Consider the following 17,974-nt stretch of genomic DNA (forward strand, 5'->3'; position numbering starts at 1 on the left):
AGCCGGGCAAACGTATCAGAAAATCATTTTGAATACGCCGGTTACCACCAGCAGCCCTATCAGAAATATAATCAAAATAGCCCACAATAATATTTTCATTCGCCTCTCCTGCGTATGTCTGTCGTCAGTAAGTGTAGCAGTCAATTCATAATTGGTATGAATAGGTGAAATTAAATCATTCGCTTGGGGAATAAATTTCCGGATATGAAAATGTATAACAATATGCGGATTGCCACGCGTTACTAAAAAACGGAACGTCAGTAAGCGTAAGTTGCGCCTTTATTTTTTTTGAGTTTATGGCGTAATGAAACGTTCTCTTACTTTATCTCTGAGTGCTCCCCTTATTTTTATGCTGTCCGCCTGCGCGCCGGAACATGCCACGGTGTCTCCAGTGAAAACGCAAGCCGCCGCCGCTGCTGTAAATACCCAACTAAGTCATGCCGACTGGCCAAAAAACGAATGGTGGAAAGATTTTAATGACCCTCAGCTTAACGCGCTGATTGCTAAAGCGCTGGCGGATGCACCGGATATGCAAATTGCCCGGCAGCGCATCACCCTGGCAGAAGCACAGGCGAAAGCCGCTGTCGCTGCTGATGGTCCACAAATGGATTTTTCCGCAGATGTGGAACGGCAAAAGATGTCGGCAGAGGGGCTGATGGGGCCATTCGCCCTGACTGACCCGGCGGCGGGGACAACCGGACCCTGGTACACCAACGGCACCTTTGGTCTGACGGCCGGATGGGATCTGGATTTATGGGGTAAAAACCGCGCCCAAATTGAGGCCCGCATCGGTAAAGTGAATGCGCAAAAAGCGGAGCTGGAGCAGACCCGACAGCTGCTCGCCAGCAGCGTCGCGCGGCTGTACTGGGACTGGCAGACCGAGGCCGCGGTGGGTGACGTGCTCGCGCAGATCAAACGGGAGCAGGAAAATATCATCGGTGCCGATCGTGAGCTTTATCAGCACGGCATTACCTCCTCGGTGGAAGGCGTTGAAACAGATATCAATGCCAGCAAAACCGATGAACAGCTCGCTGACGTGCACGGCAAAATGAAGGCCATTGAGGCGCGTCTGAATGCATTGACCAATACCCCTTCAGTCACGCTCGCCCGGCATGCCTTACCTGACGCAGAGGCGTCGCTGCCGTCAATGCTCGGTTATGAGCTGCTGGCTCGCCGCCCGGATTTGCAGGAGGCGCACTGGTATATCGAAGCGTCCATGAGCGAAGTGGATGCCGCCAGAGCCGCGTTCTACCCTGACATCAATTTGATGGCGTTCTTGCAGCAGGATGCATTGCACCTTAGCGACCTGTTCCGCTCATCTGCTCAGCAAATGGGCGTAACCGCGGGTCTGACGCTGCCAATTTTTGACAGCGGTCGGTTGAATGCGAACCTGGATATCGCCCAGGCGCAAAACAACCTTTCCGTGGCGAACTACAACAAGGCCGTAGTGGACGCCGTAAACCAGGTTGCCCGGACGGCCAGCGAAGTGGAAACCCTGACCGCCAAAAATCAGCACCAGCAGCAGATCGAAAAAGATGCGGCGCGCGTCGTTGCGCTGGCACAGGCGCGCTTCAGCGCGGGGATCATTGCCGGCTCGCGGGTGAGTGAAGCAAAAATTCCGGCGCTCAAAGAGCGTATTGCCGGGTTGATGCTGAAAGGTCAGTACGTGGATGCTACGCTCCAGCTCACCTCCGCGCTGGGTGGCGGATATCATCACAGCTAAAATCGCGCATTATCTATACTTACCTCTTTGCAGATTTTCAGGAGGTGAGTATGACGCGAGTCGCAATTGTTACCGCATCGGATTCAGGAATTGGCAAAACGACGGCCCTGATGCTGGCCGAACGCGGGTTTGATATCGGGGTGACCTGGCATTCAGATGAGGAAGGGGCGCTGGCAACCTGCCGTGAAATTGAAGCGCGCGGGCAGCGTGCCGAGGCCATCCAGCTCGACTTAAGCAATTTGCCGGAAGGCGCAAAGCCCATTGAAACCCTGATTACGCGTTTCGGGCGGCTGAATGTGCTGGTTAACAATGCCGGGGCGATGAACAAAGCGCCATTTCTGGACCTGTCGTTTGACGACTGGCGGCACATATTCACCGTTGACGTGGACGGCGCGTTTCTCTGCTCGCAAATCGCGGCGCGTCAGATGGTGAAGCAGGGAGAAGGGGGGCGGATCGTGAACATCACCTCGGTGCATGAACATACACCATTGCCGGACGCCAGCGCCTATACGGCGGCCAAACATGCCCTGGGCGGGTTAACAAAATCGATGGCGCTGGAGCTGGTTAAACATAAGATTCTGGTGAACGCCGTTGCGCCTGGTGCGATCGCCACGCCGATGAATGATATGGACGACAGCGAAGTGAAAGAAGGCTCAATGCCGGAAATCCCGCTGGCACGGCCAGGGCATACGAAAGAAATAGCCAGCCTGGTGGCGTGGCTGTGTGACAGCGACGCCAGCTACACCACCGGGCAGTCGTTTATCGTCGACGGTGGTTTTATGCTGGCGAATCCGCAGTTTAAGCCAGCATAATAAACATTCCCCTCACCCCAGCCCTCTCCCCAAAGGGGAGAGGGTGTATAGAGTTCCCTCTCCCCTTTGGGGAGAGGGGTAGGTTGAGGGGCAGCAGGCCGCACTCACTCTTCATCCCGCCGCTTTTCACGATGCTTGAGCCACAGCCGTACCCCAATCACCACCGCAACAACCAGGATCAACCAGGCCCAGTGTTTAAGATGCTGATCGAGATTATGCAGCCACGGGCCTATCACTTCGCCACCCACGTAGCCAAGCGTGGTAAAAATCAGCGCCCAGGCAATCGCCCCGATAATGTTCAGCGGCAGGAAAATTTTCGGCGGTAAGCGGCTCGCGCCAATCAGTATTGGCCCAATGATGCGAAAGCCATACATAAAGCGGGTGCCAATCACAAACATATAGGGATGCCGCTGGATAAGCCGCTGAGCACGACGAATTTTCTTTTGATGCTTAGCAAAACGTTGTAAAAGCGTCGGACCAAAGCGCAGACCCAGAAAGTAGAGCAGCTGGTCGCCAATCATACCGCCCAGTGCGACGGCGGCGACCACCAGCGGGAATTTCAGCAATCCCTGATGTGCGGCCACTCCGCCCAGCAGCGTGATGGTTTCACCCTCTGCCACGCTGCCGATGACCAGCGCGGCGTATCCATATTGTTCAATAAGACCGTTGATATCCATTAAGTAAATGTCGTCTCCCTTACTGTGCCTGCGTTAATCATATACCCCATCCATCAACCACGCGGCAATCAACGGAAATTTCCCACTGTACATAAAATAATCTAAAGCCTGCATTATACTTTAGCTATCGCTGACGGGCCGACAACAAGGGGGCGTTATGAACCATGTCTGGGGACTTTTCTCCCATCCCGATCGTGAAATGCAGGTCATCCGTAACGAGAACGAAACGGTCGCGCATCACTACACCCACCACGTCCTGCTGATGGCAGCGGTGCCGGTGGTCTGCGCGTTTATTGGTACTACGCAAATAGGCTGGAACTTTGGTGACGGCACCGTGGTTCAGCTTTCCTGGTTTACCGGACTGTACCTGGCCATTCTGTTTTATGGCCTGATGCTGGCCGGGGTGGCGGTAATGGGGCGGGTCATCCACTGGATGGCGCGCAACTATCCGCAGCGCCCGTCGCTGGCACACTGTATGGTCTTCGCCGGATACGTCGCGACCCCGCTGTTCTTAAGCGGTATTGTTGCGCTCTATCCACTGGTCTGGCTGTGCGCGCTGATCGGTACGGTTGCCCTCTTTTACACCGGTTATCTGCTGTATGTAGGAGTGCCAACCTTCCTCAACATCAATAAAGAAGAGGGCCTGAGCTTCTCCAGCTCTACGCTTGCCATCGGCGTGCTGGTCCTTGAGGCGCTACTGGCCCTGACAGTTATTCTTTGGGGTTATGGATACCGTCTCTTTTAAGTCCCCTGCATTGCTGGCGTAAATGCCAGCAATGCAGCATCTGGTTATGATTCTCCGCTGGCGACAACGCACGGTGACCGCTATGATGCCGAAGCCAGCCTGTGTTTATCCGTCGACACAGGCGGTGTACGTCATAACGTGCGTGAATCATTATCAGAAGTCTCATCATGCTGAAATTTCGAGTGTCACTCCTTAGTCTTGCGCTACTGTTGGGCGTCTCCGCTACCGCGCCAGCCATCGCCAAAACGCCCGCAGTTGCCACCGCTGCTGCGCAACCCCAGATTGCGTCCGGCAGCGCGATGATCGTTGACCTGAATACCAACAAGGTGATCTACGCCAGTCACCCGGATCTGGTGCGCCCGATCGCTTCCATAACCAAAGTCATGACCGCGATGGTGGTGCTTGATGCACGACTGCCGCTGGACGAAAAGCTAAAAGTGGATATCAGCCACACGCCAGAGATGAAAGGGATCTACTCTCGCGTGCGTCTGAACAGTGAAATCAGCCGTAAAAATATGCTGCTGTTGGCGCTGATGTCCTCAGAGAACCGCGCGGCGGCGAGCCTTGCCCACCATTATCCTGGCGGTTACGACGCGTTTATCCGCGCGATGAATGCCAAAGCCAAAGCGCTGGGGATGAAAAATACCCATTTCGTGGAGCCAACCGGTCTGTCGATCCATAACGTCTCGACGGCGCGTGATTTAACCAAGCTGCTGATCGCCAGTAAGCAATACCCGCTGATTGGTCAGCTCAGCACCACGCGTGAGGAGATGGCGACATTCTCGAACCCGGCGTATACGCTGCCGTTCCGCAACACTAACCATCTGGTGTATCGCGATAACTGGAATATTCAGTTAACCAAGACCGGATTCACCAATGCGGCAGGGCACTGCCTGGTGATGCGCACCGTGTTTAACGGTAAACCAGTGGCGCTGGTGGTGATGGATGCCTTCGGCAAATATACCCACTTTGCGGATGCCAGCCGCCTGCGCACCTGGATTGAAACCGGGAAAGTGCAGCCGGTGCCGGCTTCAGCGCTGGCGTATAAAAAGCAGAAAGCGGAACAGATGGCGACGGCGCAGAACGACTGAGTCGCCTGTCTGTGCCGGGTGGCGGCTTCGCCTTACCCGGCCTACGGCCCTAAAGCGGCCCCGATACGTAGGCCCGGTAAGCGGAGCGCCACCGGGCGAAAGCGCCTACTCCGGCAGCGTCCAGTCACCATCGTTGAGTGGACGCTGCATGATCAACGTATCCCGCCAGTCGCCCTTCTTATACCCTACGCTGCGCAGTTGACCGACAACCTCGAAGCCATGTTTTTTATGCAGCCGTAACGATCCCGCATTATTGTTTCCGTCACCGACCACAGCAATCATCTGCCGCCAGGGACCTTGCTCACACCGTGCAATCAGGGCATCCATCAGCGCCGTACCAAACCCGCGCCCGGTGGTGCTGGCATCCACATAGATGGATTCCTCAAGGGTGTACCGGTAGGCCTGGCGTGGACGATAAAACGTGGCGTAGCAATAGCCGACGACAATGCCGCGATACAGCGCAACCAGCCACGGTAAACCGCTGTCGGTCACACTCTTCATCCGCTGACGCATCTCATCGACGGTGGGGGGAACTTCCTCGAAGGACGCACGGCCATGAAGCACATGCCAGGCGTATATCGCCGAGATGGCATGTGCATCGTCAGGAAGGGCGTCGCGCACCTCGATTTCAGTTTCGGGTAAAATCTCTACAGCCGACATGTTCTGCCCGCTCCTTGTTTGGAAAGCCAGAGAAACGTTTCTCTGGCAACAGGCAGATACTCTAGTACGATTGAGGAGAGCTTAACAATCTCTTAAATTTGGCTATAGGCGTTCATCAGAGGCTTGCGTATTGTGCTCCTCTGTTTCGGCACTCTCTTTCCAGTATTTCTTCCGCGTTGTCTTACCAATGCCGGGGTTCATACTGTTTGTAGGGTCATTTTTGCGATAAAACTGTTTAAGCGTCTCCGGCGCTTTGTACAAATGCCCCACGTTATGCTCGGCAGGATATTGCGCGCCACGCTCGTGCAGCAACGCCAGCATCTGCTCTTTCAACGCATGCGCATCCACCCCTTTTTTGACGATGTAATCCTGGTGGAAGACATAGCACATGAAGTGGCCGTAATAGAGCTTGTGCACCAGCTTGCTGTCAATCTCCGGCGGCAGATGTTCAAACCACTCGGTATCGTTGCGACGCAGGGCAATATCCAGCGCCAGAATATCCTCTACCTCTTCGGAATGCACAGCCTGATAACGGATAGCCGCACCCGCCGCGGCGAAGCGGTGCAGGAAGGCTTTGCTGCCTTCTTCCGGCGTGCAGGCGAAGAAATCCCCGTCGGCAGTTTTGAAGAACTCGGTGAGCCAGCTCTGCGCTTCGGCAATTCCGTCCCCGGCCATTTTCAGCAGCAGGTGGTGCTCATACTTATCGCGCCAGGTCTTCATCCGCTCCGGTAAATGCGCCGGGAAGGCGTTGCCCAGTTTCTGCATAAAGCGGTCGGTGAAGTGCGGTTTGAACAGCGACACTTTCTCCAGCATCGCGTCGGTGCGGCCCTTCATGGTGAAGAAGAACGGCATTTTGTCGGTGCCGAGCTTGTCGATCATCAGGAAGGTATCTTTGCCGTAGCGCTCAGCGATGTCATAAATGTCCCGGTGCATATACTCGCCCGCCACCGGCAGGTGAGTGAACTCGGCCAGAATATGACGGCGGATCTCCGTCAGCACCTCCGGCTGATTGGTGCCAATGTAAAACACCTGCTGCTTTTTCTCTGCCGGGAAGGTATCGAGGCGCACCGCAAAAACGGCCAGCTTGCCCGCGCAGCCGGAGGATTCAAACAGGCGATCCGGATCGGCGTTATAGCGCGCTGGCGTATCGGCATTGATATCGCGCACGCGGGTGATGTAATCGTGGTCATGCGCGTGACGGCCATCGTGCTGAACGTCTTCGTCCTTCACGCGGTCATCGTCAAGTTTGCTGAGGATCTGCTCTGGCGTTACACCCAGATCGATCCCCAAATGGTTAACCAGCGTCAGCTTGCCGTTTTCATCGATACGGGCAAACAGCGACATCTCCGTGTAGGCCGGGCCGCGCTGCACCAGCGAGCCGCCGGAGTTATTGCAGATCCCGCCGATCACCGAGGCACCAATGCACGAAGAGCCGATCACCGAGTGCGGTTCGCGACCCAGCGGCTTAAGCGCCTTTTCCAGCGAGTAGAGCGTGGTGCCGGGGAAGGCGAGTACCTGTTCACCCTTGTCCAGCAGGTGCAGTTTGTCGAGGCGCAGGGTGCTGATAATCACGATGTCACGATCGTAATCGTTGCCGTTCGGCGTGGAGCCTTCAGTCAGGCCGGTGTTAGCAGCCTGCATTAAAATAATCTTGTCTGCCGCAACGCAGGCGCTGAGCACGCGCCACAGTTCGAGCAACGTACCGGGGAAGACCACCGCCAGCGCGTCGCCCTGGCCGGAGCGAAAGCCCTTACGGTAGCGGGCGGTTTTGGCCGGGTCGGTAAGCAGGTGAGAGTGACCAACCAGGCGCGACAGTTCGTTAATAAAAGTAGTGTTATCGTTAGTTCGAACAGAAGACATCTTCCACTCCTTGTGGTGGGGCAAATTTCTCGCTGTAAAGCATAGCGCGATTAGACGTTGAGCGGTCGGGTATTCATGAGAAAAATCAGAGAATAACCCTGCAAGGTTTTCAGGCTTTGTGGCACACTGCGCTTTTCGCACGGTCTGGCCGGGTGCTTCCCGCGGTTATTGATGAGAGAGAATAACAACATGAAATGGCTATGTTATGTAGGTGTCGCCGTCAGCCTGGCGCTGCAACCTGCGCTGGCAGAGGATTTGTTTGGTAATCACCCGCTCACGCCTGAAGCCCGCGACGCCTTTGTCACGGATTTACTCAAAAAGATGACGGTCGATGAGAAAATCGGCCAGCTGCGCCTGATCAGCGTCGGCCCGGATAACCCGAAAGAAGCCATTCGCGAGATGATCAAAGATGGGCAGGTAGGAGCCATTTTTAACACCGTTACCCGCCAGGATATCCGCAAAATGCAGGATCAGGTGATGGAACTGAGCCGCCTGAAAATTCCGCTGTTCTTCGCCTACGACGTGGTGCACGGCCAGCGTACCGTCTTCCCGATTAGCCTCGGCTTAGCCTCCTCCTTTAACCTCGATGCGGTGAAAACCGTCGGGCGCGTATCGGCATATGAAGCCGCAGACGACGGCCTGAACATGACCTGGGCGCCGATGGTAGACGTCTCCCGCGATCCGCGCTGGGGCCGTGCTTCGGAGGGCTTTGGGGAAGATACTTATTTAACCGCCACGATGGGCAAAACCATGGTGGAAGCGATGCAGGGCAAAAGTCCGGCAGATCGTTACTCGGTGATGACCAGCGTCAAGCACTTCGCCGCCTATGGCGCGGTGGAAGGCGGCAAAGAGTACAACACCGTGGACATGAGTCCGCAGCGCCTGTTTAACGACTATATGCCGCCGTACAAAGCGGGGCTGGACGCGGGCAGCGGCGCGGTGATGGTGGCATTGAACTCTCTCAACGGCACGCCTGCCACCTCCGATTCGTGGCTGCTGAAAGATGTGCTGCGCGACCAGTGGGGCTTCAAGGGCATCACCGTTTCGGATCACGGGGCGATTAAAGAGCTGATCAAGCACGGCACAGCGTCTGACCCGGAAGATGCGGTACGCGTGGCACTCAAGTCCGGCATCAACATGAGCATGAGCGACGAATACTACAGCAAATACCTGCCGGGGCTGGTGAAGAGCGGCAAGGTGACGATGGCGGAGCTGGACGATGCCGCTCGCCACGTGCTGAACGTGAAATATGACATGGGGCTGTTTAACGATCCTTACAGCCATCTGGGGCCGAAGGAGTCTGATCCGGCGGACACCAATGCTGAAAGCCGCCTGCACCGCAAAGAAGCCCGCGAAGTGGCGCGCGAAAGCCTGGTGCTGCTGAAAAACCGTCTCGACACGCTGCCGCTGAAAAAATCCGGCACCATTGCCGTGGTCGGTCCGCTGGCCGACAGCAAGCGTGACGTCATGGGCAGCTGGTCCGCCGCAGGCGTGGCGGATCAGTCCGTTACCGTGCTGACAGGCATTAAGAGCGCTGTGGGTGATAATGCAAAAGTGGTTTACGCCAAAGGCGCAAACGTCACCGACGATAAAGACATCGTGACCTTCCTCAACCAGTACGAGGAAGCGGTGAAGGTGGATCCACGCACGCCGAAAGAGATGATCGACGAAGCGGTTAACGCCGCGAAGCAGTCCGACGTGGTGGTCGCCGTGGTAGGTGAAGCGCAGGGGATGGCGCACGAAGCCTCCAGCCGGACCGACATCACGATCCCGCAAAGCCAGCGTGACCTGATCGCGGCCCTGAAAGCCACCGGCAAGCCGCTGGTGCTGGTGCTGATGAACGGGCGTCCGCTGGCGCTGGTGAAAGAAGACCAGCAGGCTGACGCCATTCTGGAAACCTGGTTCGCCGGTACCGAAGGCGGTAACGCCATTGCCGACGTGCTGTTTGGCGATTACAACCCGTCCGGCAAGCTGCCGATGTCCTTCCCGCGCTCCGTCGGGCAGATCCCGGTTTACTACAGCCACCTGAACACCGGTCGTCCGTACAACGCCGACAAGCCGAACAAGTACACGTCCCGTTACTTCGACGAGGCTAACGGCCCGCTCTATCCGTTTGGCTATGGCCTGAGCTACACCACGTTTAAGGTCTCTGACGTGAAAATGTCGGCGTCGACCCTGAAGCGTGACGGCAAAGTGACCGCCAGCGTGGAAGTGACCAACAGCGGCAAACGCGAAGGCGCGACGGTGATCCAGATGTACGTTCAGGATGTCACGGCCTCCATGAGCCGTCCGGTGAAACAGCTGCGCGGCTTCGAAAAGGTCAACCTGAAACCGGGCGAAACCAAAACGGTCAGCTTCCCGATTGACGTAAATGCGCTGAAGTTCTGGAATCAGCAGATGAAATACGATGCCGAGCCTGGCAAATTCAACGTCTTCATCGGCGTGGATTCCGCCCGGGTGAACAAAGCCGAGTTTGAACTGCAATAATCTTACCTTTCTCCCTATCCCCCGCCTGGCGGGGGATGCCTCTCATCTGGTACGAAAAACGGTTAAATTCACTGTTTTAAGCTACGCTTTTCTCTCAAGCCTATGAAAAAGGCCACAAAATAATGAGGAAAGTAGAATGACGATTATTAAGGGGATAACAGGGTCGGCGGTGCTTCTGGCGGCGCTGAGCCTGCCGTTACAGGCCGCAGAGCCGGTTAAGGTGGGTTCCAAAATTGATACCGAGGGCGCGTTGCTCGGCAATATCATTTTGCAGGTGCTCGAAAGCCACGGCGTGAAAACGGTCAATAAAGTGCAGCTTGGCACTACGCCTGTCGTGCGCGGTGCTATCACTTCCGGCGAGCTGGATATCTACCCGGAATACACCGGCAACGGGGCATTCTTCTTCAAGGATGAAAACGATCCGGCCTGGAAAAATGCCAAAGCCGGGTACGAAAAAGTCAAAAAGCTGGACGCGGAAAAAAATAAGCTGGTCTGGCTTACACCGGCACCGGCCAACAACACCTGGACCATCGCGGTGCGCAAAGATATCGCCGAGAAAGGCAAGCTCACCTCGCTTGACGATCTCAGCCGCTACCTGAAAGAGAAGGGCGAGTTTAAGCTCGCGGCCTCGGCAGAGTTTATCGAGCGCGCTGATGCCCTGCCAGCGTTTGAAAAAGCTTATGATTTCAAGCTCGATCAGGCACAGCTACTTTCTCTGGCGGGCGGCGACACGGCGGTGACCATTAAGGCGGCGGCGCAGAAAACCTCCGGCGTCAACGCGGCGATGGCTTACGGCACCGACGGCCCGGTCGCGGCGCTTGGTCTGCAAACCCTGACCGACCCGAAAGGCGTTCAGCCAATTTACGCCCCAACCCCGGTCGTGCGCGAGGCGGTGCTGAAAGCCTACCCGGATATCGACGATTGGCTCAAACCGGTGTTTGAAAAACTGGATGCGAAAACGCTGCAACAGCTGAATGCCAGCATTGCCGTAGAGGGGCTGGATGCCAAAAAAGTGGCTGCCGACTTCCTGAAACAACAAGGGCTTGTGAAGTAACGGGATAAGGCTGTGCCAATAAAATGTCATAACCGCGTCCTGCTGCTGTTGGTCTGTGTGGCCATCGTGGCGGTCGCGTTACCTTTTGTGAATGTCGCGCCAAACCGTCTGGTGTCGGGCGAACCGCGCGCGCTGTGGCAGATCTGGGCATTTACGCCGCTGCTGCTGGGCGCGGCGCTGGCGAGTACCGTAGTCTTAGCCTTCTGGCCGGGGCGAACCGCGCTGTGGCTGACGCTTCTGCTCAGCGAAGCGCTGTTTATCGTACTGTTCTGGAGCGCGGGACAGGCGGCAACGCAGATGGCCTCGGTTGAAAGCCCTCTGGCGCGCACGTCGATTGGCAGCGGCCTGTGGCTGTGGCTGGCACTCTGCCTGCTGGCCTGTAGCGATGCCATTCGCCGCCTGACGCCGATACCTGTGTGGCGCTGGCTGCTGAACGCGCAATTCTGGGTTATTCCCCTGCTGATCCTCTTCAGCGGCGATCTGAATCAACTCTCGCTGTTAAAAGAGTACGTCAACCGCCAGGAGGTGTTTGACAACGCGCTGGCGCAACATCTGACGATCCTGTTCGGGACGCTGGTCCCGGCGCTGCTGCTGGGCGTGCCGCTGGGCATGTGGTGCTACCGACATCCCAGCCGCCAGGGTGCCGTCTTTACCGTGCTCAACGTTATTCAGACCATCCCCTCCGTTGCCCTGTTTGGCCTGCTGATTGCCCCCCTCGCCGGTCTGGTTAAATCCTTCCCTGCGTTGGCCGCGGCAGGCATTGCCGGAACCGGGCTGACCCCGGCGTTGATTGCCCTTGTGCTGTATGCGCTGCTGCCACTGGTGCGCGGCGTGGTGGCGGGGTTAAGCCAGGTTCCGCCCGACGTGCTGGAAAGCGCCCATGCGATGGGGATGAGTGCGCGCCAGTGTTTCTGGAAAATACAGCTGCCGCTTGCGCTTCCGCTGCTGGTTCGCAGCCTGCGGGTGGTGACGGTGCAAACCGTTGGGATGGCGGTAATTGCCGCGCTGATCGGGGCGGGCGGCTTTGGGGCGCTGGTGTTCCAGGGGCTGCTCAGCAGCGCGCTGGATCTGGTGTTGCTGGGCGTTGTGCCCACGATTGCGCTGGCGGTCGTTCTGGATGCCCTGTTTGCCCTGTGGCTCGCGCTGCTCAGGAGAAGAGCCAATGATTGAATTTCATGATGTGAGTAAAACCTTTGCGGGCCGTCCGGCGGCAAGCCATCTCAATCTGCATTTTGCCGAGGGGGCGTTCTCGGTATTGATCGGGACGTCGGGGTCGGGAAAATCGACGACGCTGAAGATGATCAATCGGCTGGTGGAGCACGACAGCGGGACGATTCGCTTTGCCGGAGAGGAGATCCGCAGCCTGCCGGTGCTGGAGCTGCGGCGGCGTATGGGCTACGCCATTCAGTCCATCGGCCTGTTTCCCCACTGGACGGTGGCGCAGAACATTGCCACCGTGCCACAGCTGGAAAAATGGTCCCGGGGGAAGATCAATGAGCGTGTCGACGAGTTGATGGCGCTGCTGGGCCTGGACGCGTCGCTTCGTAACCGCTATCCGCACCAGCTTTCCGGCGGACAGCAGCAGCGGGTCGGGGTGGCGCGCGCGCTGGCCGCTAACCCGCAGGTACTGCTGATGGATGAGCCCTTCGGCGCGCTGGATCCGGTCACCCGCGGCGCACTTCAGGCCGAGATGAGCCGCATCCACCGTATTCTCGGGCGCACCATCGTGCTGGTGACGCATGATATCGACGAAGCACTGCGGCTGGCCGATCGTCTGGTACTGATGGATCACGGCGAAGTCGTCCAGCAGGGTACGCCGCTTGAGCTGTTAACGTCGCCGGCAAACGATTTTGTGCGTGAATTCTTTGGCCGCAGCGAGCTGGGCGTCAGGCTGCTCTCGCTGCGCACCGTCAGGGACTATCTGCGTCCGCAGGATGCGCAAATCGGTGGTGAACCGCTGCATGACGGGATGAGCCTGCGCGATGCCCTTTCGGCGTTTGTCGCCCGGCAGTGTGAGGTGTTACCCGTTGCGGACGGGCAGGGGACACCATGCGGGACGATCCATTTTCGCGATCTGCTGGCGGGGGAGGTGACGCGTGAAGTGGGTCCGTGATCCGTTACTCTGGCTGACAGGGCTGTTTATCGCCTTACTCTACCTGATGCCGCACAGCGCGGCGCTGTTTAATGCGCTTATTCCCGGGCTGCCGCGCCCGGTGTACCAGCAGGAGAGCTTTGTTAATCTCGCCCTGGCGCACTTCTGGCTGGTAGCGGCGTCAAGCGTGATTTCCATCGTGCTGGGCACAGGTGCCGGTATTGCGGTGACGCGGCCTGCGGGCAGGGAGTTCCGTCCGTTGGTGGAGACCATCGCCGCAACGGGGCAGACCTTCCCGCCGGTGGCCGTGCTGGCGATTGCCGTGCCGGCGATCGGTTTTGGGCAGGAGCCTGCCATCATTGCGCTGATCTTGTACGGCGTGTTGCCCATTCTGCAAGGGACGCTGGCGGGCATTGCGGCGGTGCCTGCATCGGTGCTGAGCGTAGCGGAAGGGATGGGAATGAGCGCCTGGCAGCGGCTACTGAAGGTTGAACTGCCGCTGGCAGCACCGGTGATTATTGCCGGTGTGCGGACGTCCGTGATCATCAACATTGGTACGGCAACCATCGCGTCGACGGTCGGGGTCAATACGCTGGGGACGCCAATCATTATTGGGTTAAGCGGGTTTAACACGGCTTATATTATTCAGGGGGCGGTTCTGGTTGCGCTGGCGGCGATTGTGGTGGATCGCCTGTTTGAACGCCTGGCCGGATACCTCAGCCAACACCGCCGCGAACAATAAACGAGTAACCTGCAAGCATAACGCCACCGATACCGCTGACGGCCATCAGTGCAAAAAGGGTAATTACGGCCAGTTTCGTTGCCTTCATCATGTGCTCCTGTTGTTAACGGAACAATTATACGGTGAAGCGCAGCTGTTAATGAACCATTAAATGCGTTACAACGCATTTGGCCCCAGCGAGTAAACGGGATAACCATGTTCGCGCCATTCCGTCAGGAGCTGCTGCTGGGAAGCGGAGGGGACTTCGCCACACCAGACCAGCAGCGTCTGCCCCTCAAACAGTTCCGGCCTGAGCTGTGCCAGGGAGTGTGCAAGCACGTCAACGCGCCAGCCCTGCTGGGTGGCAATCCAGGCTTCGAGCCACAGCCGGGTGGTATCGTGGACGTTCCAGCCGATCACCAGCGCATCTTTGCTGTTTTTATTCCGCGCTGAGGCAAGACAGACGGAAATATAGTTAATCAGCACGCCATCAAGCATACTGAGCAGTGCCTGTAAGGTGGTTTGCTGACACTGAAGCCGACGCCGTAGGGGAATAAAAAGATGGGTGATCAGGGTTTGCGCGGGGTAGTCTCGACCCTGTTCTTTGATCCAGCCGCGCAGACGCTGCAAATTGCCGGTCTGCAACAGCCTCAGCAGCGTTTCCTGCTGCTCGCGCCAGAGATGCTGCGTATCAGGATCGTCCTGGCTCAGAAGCGACTTCACCTTGCCTACCTGTACGCCATTGTCGATCCAGCTTTTGATCTCGCGGATCCGGTCAATATCCGCATCGTTAAACAGGCGGTGCCCGCCGTCCGTTCTTTGCGGCTTAAGCAATCCATACCGTCGCTGCCACGCCCGTAGCGTAACGGGATTGATATCACACAGGAGTGCCACTTCACCTATCGTGTAAAGCGCCATTTTCGCCCCCAGGCTTGCGCGTCCCCAGCTTAACTGTAGACCCACTTTGCGGAACCAGGAAGATTTGATTCTTTTTTGTACAAATTATACGAAAGACAGGTTATCTCCGGCAAAAGGTGTGATGACGGACACGATTTATCGCTTTTTTGGCACGTTTCAAAGAAAGTTAACCGCCATCAGTGTATGTTACGCGTTTTTAGAATGTGCGGTTTGTGAGTATGTACGAGTTTAATCTGGTGCTGCTGTTGCTTCAGCAGATGTGCGTGTTTCTTGTCATCGCCTGGTTGATGAGCAAAACGCGCCTGTTCATTCCGCTGATGCAGGTCACCGTCCGTCTGCCGCACAAATTCCTCTGCTACGTCGTATTTTCCATATTCTGCATTATGGGGACCTGGTTTGGTCTCCATATTGAAGATTCCATCGCCAATACGCGCGCCATTGGCGCGGTAATGGGCGGGCTGCTCGGAGGCCCGGTCGTGGGCGGTCTGGTGGGGTTAACCGGCGGCCTGCACCGCTATTCGATGGGCGGTATGACGGCACTAAGCTGCATGATCTCCACCATTGTCGAAGGGCTGCTCGGTGGTCTCGTCCACAGCTATATGATTAAGCGCGGACGGCCGGATAAAGTGTTCAGTCCCCTTACCGCCGGGGCGATCACCTTCGTGGCGGAAATGGCGCAGATGGCGATCATCCTGCTGATCGCGCGCCCGTTTGACGATGCGTTACATCTGGTCAGCAGCATTGCCGCACCGATGATGGTCACCAATACCGTTGGTGCGGCGCTGTTTATGCGCATTCTGCTCGACAAACGCGCCATGTTCGAAAAATACACCTCGGCATTTTCTGCCACCGCATTAAAAGTTGCGGCGTCGACGGAAGGGATCCTGCGGCAGGGATTCAACGAGGAGAACAGCATGAAGGTGGCGCAGGTGCTGTATAAAGAGCTGGATATCGGGGCCGTGGCGATTACCGATCGCGAAAAGTTGCTGGCGTTTACCGGTACCGGGGACGACCACCATCTTCCAGGTAAGCCGATCTCCTCGGCCTACACTTTGCGCGCTATTGAAACGGGTGAAGTGGTGTATGCCGACGGGAATGAAGTGCCGTACCGCTGTTCCCTGCATCCGCAGTGCAAACTTGGCTCTACGCTGGTCATTCCCCTGCGGGGCGAAAACCAGCGCGTCATGGGCACCATTAAGCTTTACGAAGCCAAAAATCGCCTGTTCAGCTCCATCAACCGCACGCTGGGGGAGGGGATCGCCCAGCTGCTTTCGGCGCAAATCCTGGCGGGGCAGTATGAACGGCAAAAAGCGCTGCTGACGCAGTCAGAAATTAAGCTCCTGCACGCTCAGGTGAATCCGCATTTCCTGTTTAACGCGCTCAACACGCTGAAGGCGGTGATCCGCCGCGACAGCGATCAGGCCGCGCAGCTGGTGCAATTTCTGTCGACATTTTTCCGCAAAAACCTGAAGCGTCCCTCGGAGATCGTCACCCTCGCGGACGAGATTGAGCATGTAAACGCCTATCTGCAAATTGAAAAAGCGCGCTTCCAGTCACGATTACAGGTGTCGTTATCCGTCCCGGATGAGCTGGCGTATCAGCATCTTCCGGCCTTTACCCTGCAACCGATTGTGGAGAACGCCATTAAGCATGGGACGTCGCAGCTGCTGGGAACCGGAGAAATCATGATTTCCGCTTCCCGTTTTAACCACCATCTGGTGCTGGATATTGAAGATAACGCGGGGCTGTATGAAGCCTCCGCGTCAGGCGGTCTGGGCATGAGCCTGGTGGATAAGCGCCTGCGCGCACATTTTGGTGATGACTGCGGTATCACCGTCGCCTGTGAGCCAGACCGCTATACCCGAATTACCTTACGATTGCCGCTGGAGGAGAACGCATGTTAAGAGTGCTGATTGTTGATGATGAGCCGTTAGCACGGGAAAACCTGCGTGTTCTGTTGCAGGAGCAGAGTGATATCGAGGTTGTGGGGGAATGTGCCAATGCGATTGAAGGCATCGGTGCGGTGCATAAACTGCGCCCGGACGTGCTGTTCCTCGATATTCAGATGCCGCGCATCAGCGGTCTGGAGATGGTCGGCATGCTCGACCCGGAGCACCGTCCCTATATCGTCTTTCTGACGGCCTTTGATGAGTACGCGGTAAAGGCGTTTGAAGAGCACGCGTTTGATTATCTGCTGAAACCGATTGAAGAGAAACGCCTTGAAAAGACCCTGACCCGTCTGCGCCAGGAGCGTACCGCGCAGGACGTGACGCTGCTGCCGGAGCATCAGCAGCCCCTGAAGTTTATCCCCTGTACCGGGCACAGCCGGATTTACCTCCTGCAAATGGACGACGTTGCCTTTGTCAGCAGTCGTCTGAGCGGGGTATACGTCACCAGCGCTGAAGGCAACGAAGGCTTTACCGAGCTTACGTTACGCACGCTGGAGAGCCGCACGCCGCTGATCCGCTGTCATCGACAGTATCTGGTGAACATGGCGCACCTGAAGGAGATCCGCCTGGAAGATAACGGCCAGGCCGAACTGGTGCTACGTGCAGGGCAAACCGTGCCCGTCAGTCGTCGCTATCTGAAAAGTTTGAAAGAGGCGATAGGGCTGTAAAACTGGTACACTGCGCGCCATTGCATCATCGACATTCGAAGGCTCTATGCTAAGTAACGATATTCTTCGTAGCCTGCGCTACACCCTGAAAGCGAACAATAATGACATGATGCGCATTCTTGCGCTCTCCGACATGGAATCCACGTCCGCCGGGTTCGACACCTGGATGACTAAAGAAGATGAAGAGGGTTTTGTTCGCTGCCCGGACATCATTCTGTCGGGCTTCCTGAACGGCCTGATCTACGACAAGCGCGGCAAAGATGAATCTGCGCCTGAGCTGGCGCTGGAGCGTCGGGTGAATAACAACACGGTGCTGAAAAAGCTGCGTATTGCGTTCTCCCTGAAAACTGACGACATTCTGGCGATCATGACCGAGCAGAAATTTCGCGTGTCGATGCCGGAAATCACCGCCATGATGCGCGCGCCGGATCATAAAAATTACCGCGAGTGTGGGGATCAGTTTCTGCGTTATTTCCTGCGTGGGTTGACGCAGCGGGTGCATAACCAGAAGGGGTGA

The 17,974-nt window shown here is 56.9% G+C and carries 18 protein-coding genes; 12 read left to right on the plus strand and 6 right to left on the minus strand.

Annotated features, from left to right (window positions below; translation table 11 throughout):
- Window positions 1-15 precede the first annotated feature (15 nt).
- Window positions 16-99, minus strand: coding sequence for a small membrane protein YohP (yohP, locus tag ACOTZP_RS15165; protein ID WP_000698460.1), 84 nt, complete (start codon window positions 97-99; stop codon window positions 16-18).
- Window positions 100-304: 205 nt separating this feature from the next.
- On the opposite strand from yohP, the gene mdtQ reads away from it, so the two are divergent.
- On the plus strand, window positions 305-1,723 hold the full coding sequence (mdtQ, locus tag ACOTZP_RS15170; RefSeq protein ID WP_023300583.1) for a multidrug resistance outer membrane protein MdtQ: 1,419 nt from the start codon (window positions 305-307) through the stop codon (window positions 1,721-1,723).
- A 50-nt stretch (window positions 1,724-1,773) separates the two neighbouring features.
- Window positions 1,774-2,535, plus strand: coding sequence for an SDR family oxidoreductase (locus ACOTZP_RS15175; RefSeq protein ID WP_271074988.1), 762 nt, complete (start codon window positions 1,774-1,776; stop codon window positions 2,533-2,535).
- A gap of 104 nt (window positions 2,536-2,639) precedes the next feature.
- Here ACOTZP_RS15175 and ACOTZP_RS15180 read toward each other — a convergent pair whose 3' ends face one another.
- Window positions 2,640-3,212, minus strand: coding sequence for a DedA family protein (locus ACOTZP_RS15180; RefSeq protein WP_022648686.1), 573 nt, complete (start codon window positions 3,210-3,212; stop codon window positions 2,640-2,642).
- Between the two features lie 157 nt (window positions 3,213-3,369).
- On the opposite strand from ACOTZP_RS15180, the gene ACOTZP_RS15185 reads away from it, so the two are divergent.
- Window positions 3,370-3,957: a Yip1 family protein gene (locus ACOTZP_RS15185; protein WP_003859296.1), complete on the plus strand. Its 588-nt coding sequence runs from the start codon at window positions 3,370-3,372 to the stop codon at window positions 3,955-3,957.
- A 167-nt stretch (window positions 3,958-4,124) separates the two neighbouring features.
- Window positions 4,125-5,048: a D-alanyl-D-alanine endopeptidase gene (pbpG, locus tag ACOTZP_RS15190; protein ID WP_006811291.1), complete on the plus strand. Its 924-nt coding sequence runs from the start codon at window positions 4,125-4,127 to the stop codon at window positions 5,046-5,048.
- Window positions 5,049-5,153: 105 nt separating this feature from the next.
- Here pbpG and ACOTZP_RS15195 read toward each other — a convergent pair whose 3' ends face one another.
- Window positions 5,154-5,708, minus strand: a complete 555-nt coding sequence (locus tag ACOTZP_RS15195; protein ID WP_058646977.1) for a GNAT family N-acetyltransferase — start codon at window positions 5,706-5,708, stop codon at window positions 5,154-5,156.
- A gap of 102 nt (window positions 5,709-5,810) precedes the next feature.
- Window positions 5,811-7,568 (minus strand): D-lactate dehydrogenase, encoded by a 1,758-nt coding sequence (gene dld, locus ACOTZP_RS15200; RefSeq protein WP_023330164.1) that lies wholly within the window; start codon window positions 7,566-7,568, stop codon window positions 5,811-5,813.
- A 189-nt stretch (window positions 7,569-7,757) separates the two neighbouring features.
- On the opposite strand from dld, the gene bglX reads away from it, so the two are divergent.
- From bglX to ACOTZP_RS15225, 5 genes are all read left to right on the plus strand, one after another.
- The gene (gene bglX / locus ACOTZP_RS15205; RefSeq protein WP_271074987.1) at window positions 7,758-10,055 is read left to right on the plus strand and encodes a beta-glucosidase BglX; all 2,298 of its coding nucleotides are present in this window, start codon (window positions 7,758-7,760) and stop codon (window positions 10,053-10,055) included.
- Window positions 10,056-10,191: 136 nt separating this feature from the next.
- Window positions 10,192-11,109, plus strand: a complete 918-nt coding sequence (gene osmF, locus ACOTZP_RS15210) for a glycine betaine ABC transporter substrate-binding protein OsmF (protein ID WP_022648682.1) — start codon at window positions 10,192-10,194, stop codon at window positions 11,107-11,109.
- A gap of 12 nt (window positions 11,110-11,121) precedes the next feature.
- Window positions 11,122-12,279 (plus strand): ABC transporter permease, encoded by a 1,158-nt coding sequence (locus ACOTZP_RS15215; RefSeq protein ID WP_023300579.1) that lies wholly within the window; start codon window positions 11,122-11,124, stop codon window positions 12,277-12,279.
- Complete coding sequence (locus ACOTZP_RS15220; protein WP_022651508.1) at window positions 12,272-13,222, plus strand: ABC transporter ATP-binding protein; 951 nt, start codon at window positions 12,272-12,274, stop codon at window positions 13,220-13,222. Before ACOTZP_RS15215 ends, ACOTZP_RS15220 begins: the two co-directional genes overlap by 8 nt.
- Entirely contained in the window at window positions 13,206-13,943 is a 738-nt protein-coding gene (locus tag ACOTZP_RS15225) for an ABC transporter permease (RefSeq protein ID WP_023306597.1), read from the plus strand. Before ACOTZP_RS15220 ends, ACOTZP_RS15225 begins: the two co-directional genes overlap by 17 nt.
- Here ACOTZP_RS15225 and ACOTZP_RS15230 read toward each other — a convergent pair.
- The gene (locus ACOTZP_RS15230) at window positions 13,918-14,031 is read right to left on the minus strand and encodes a protein YohO (RefSeq protein ID WP_022648678.1); all 114 of its coding nucleotides are present in this window, start codon (window positions 14,029-14,031) and stop codon (window positions 13,918-13,920) included. The two genes, ACOTZP_RS15225 and ACOTZP_RS15230, sit on opposite strands and share 26 nt — an antisense overlap.
- A 68-nt stretch (window positions 14,032-14,099) precedes the next feature.
- Window positions 14,100-14,840: an HTH-type transcriptional regulator MlrA gene (gene mlrA, locus ACOTZP_RS15235; RefSeq protein WP_022648677.1), complete on the minus strand. Its 741-nt coding sequence runs from the start codon at window positions 14,838-14,840 to the stop codon at window positions 14,100-14,102.
- A gap of 218 nt (window positions 14,841-15,058) precedes the next feature.
- Here mlrA and ACOTZP_RS15240 point away from each other — a divergent pair, with 218 nt between their 5' ends.
- Genes ACOTZP_RS15240 through ACOTZP_RS15250 form a run of 3 tightly spaced genes read left to right on the plus strand, consistent with a single transcriptional unit; the run spans window position 15,059 to window position 17,974 of the window.
- On the plus strand, window positions 15,059-16,744 hold the full coding sequence (locus ACOTZP_RS15240) for a sensor histidine kinase (RefSeq protein ID WP_003859271.1): 1,686 nt from the start codon (window positions 15,059-15,061) through the stop codon (window positions 16,742-16,744).
- Window positions 16,738-17,457, plus strand: a complete 720-nt coding sequence (gene btsR, locus ACOTZP_RS15245; protein WP_022648676.1) for a two-component system response regulator BtsR — start codon at window positions 16,738-16,740, stop codon at window positions 17,455-17,457. The genes ACOTZP_RS15240 and btsR overlap by 7 nt, the downstream gene beginning before the upstream one ends.
- Before the next feature lie 46 nt (window positions 17,458-17,503).
- Window positions 17,504-17,974, plus strand: coding sequence for a DUF1456 family protein (locus ACOTZP_RS15250; RefSeq protein WP_063659546.1), 471 nt, complete (start codon window positions 17,504-17,506; stop codon window positions 17,972-17,974).

The organism is Enterobacter cloacae complex sp. SYL001, assembly GCF_049237025.1.
GTDB lineage: Bacteria > Pseudomonadota > Gammaproteobacteria > Enterobacterales > Enterobacteriaceae > Enterobacter > Enterobacter intestinihominis.

Excerpts from the sequence above, each read along its gene's own strand:
- yohP (WP_000698460.1), bottom strand. The coding sequence starts at position 99 with ATGAAAATATTATTGTGGGCTATTTTGATTATATTTCTGATAGGGCTG.
- mdtQ (WP_023300583.1), top strand. The coding sequence starts at position 305 with ATGAAACGTTCTCTTACTTTATCTCTGAGTGCTCCCCTTATTTTTATG.
- ACOTZP_RS15175 (WP_271074988.1), top strand. The coding sequence starts at position 1,774 with ATGACGCGAGTCGCAATTGTTACCGCATCGGATTCAGGAATTGGCAAA.
- ACOTZP_RS15180 (WP_022648686.1), bottom strand. The coding sequence starts at position 3,212 with ATGGATATCAACGGTCTTATTGAACAATATGGATACGCCGCGCTGGTC.
- ACOTZP_RS15185 (WP_003859296.1), top strand. The coding sequence starts at position 3,370 with ATGAACCATGTCTGGGGACTTTTCTCCCATCCCGATCGTGAAATGCAG.
- pbpG (WP_006811291.1), top strand. The coding sequence starts at position 4,125 with ATGCTGAAATTTCGAGTGTCACTCCTTAGTCTTGCGCTACTGTTGGGC.
- ACOTZP_RS15195 (WP_058646977.1), bottom strand. The coding sequence starts at position 5,708 with ATGTCGGCTGTAGAGATTTTACCCGAAACTGAAATCGAGGTGCGCGAC.
- dld (WP_023330164.1), bottom strand. The coding sequence starts at position 7,568 with ATGTCTTCTGTTCGAACTAACGATAACACTACTTTTATTAACGAACTG.
- bglX (WP_271074987.1), top strand. The coding sequence starts at position 7,758 with ATGAAATGGCTATGTTATGTAGGTGTCGCCGTCAGCCTGGCGCTGCAA.
- osmF (WP_022648682.1), top strand. The coding sequence starts at position 10,192 with ATGACGATTATTAAGGGGATAACAGGGTCGGCGGTGCTTCTGGCGGCG.
- ACOTZP_RS15220 (WP_022651508.1), top strand. The coding sequence starts at position 12,272 with ATGATTGAATTTCATGATGTGAGTAAAACCTTTGCGGGCCGTCCGGCG.
- ACOTZP_RS15230 (WP_022648678.1), bottom strand. The coding sequence starts at position 14,031 with ATGAAGGCAACGAAACTGGCCGTAATTACCCTTTTTGCACTGATGGCC.
- mlrA (WP_022648677.1), bottom strand. The coding sequence starts at position 14,840 with ATGGCGCTTTACACGATAGGTGAAGTGGCACTCCTGTGTGATATCAAT.
- ACOTZP_RS15240 (WP_003859271.1), top strand. The coding sequence starts at position 15,059 with ATGTACGAGTTTAATCTGGTGCTGCTGTTGCTTCAGCAGATGTGCGTG.
- btsR (WP_022648676.1), top strand. The coding sequence starts at position 16,738 with ATGTTAAGAGTGCTGATTGTTGATGATGAGCCGTTAGCACGGGAAAAC.
- ACOTZP_RS15250 (WP_063659546.1), top strand. The coding sequence starts at position 17,504 with ATGCTAAGTAACGATATTCTTCGTAGCCTGCGCTACACCCTGAAAGCG.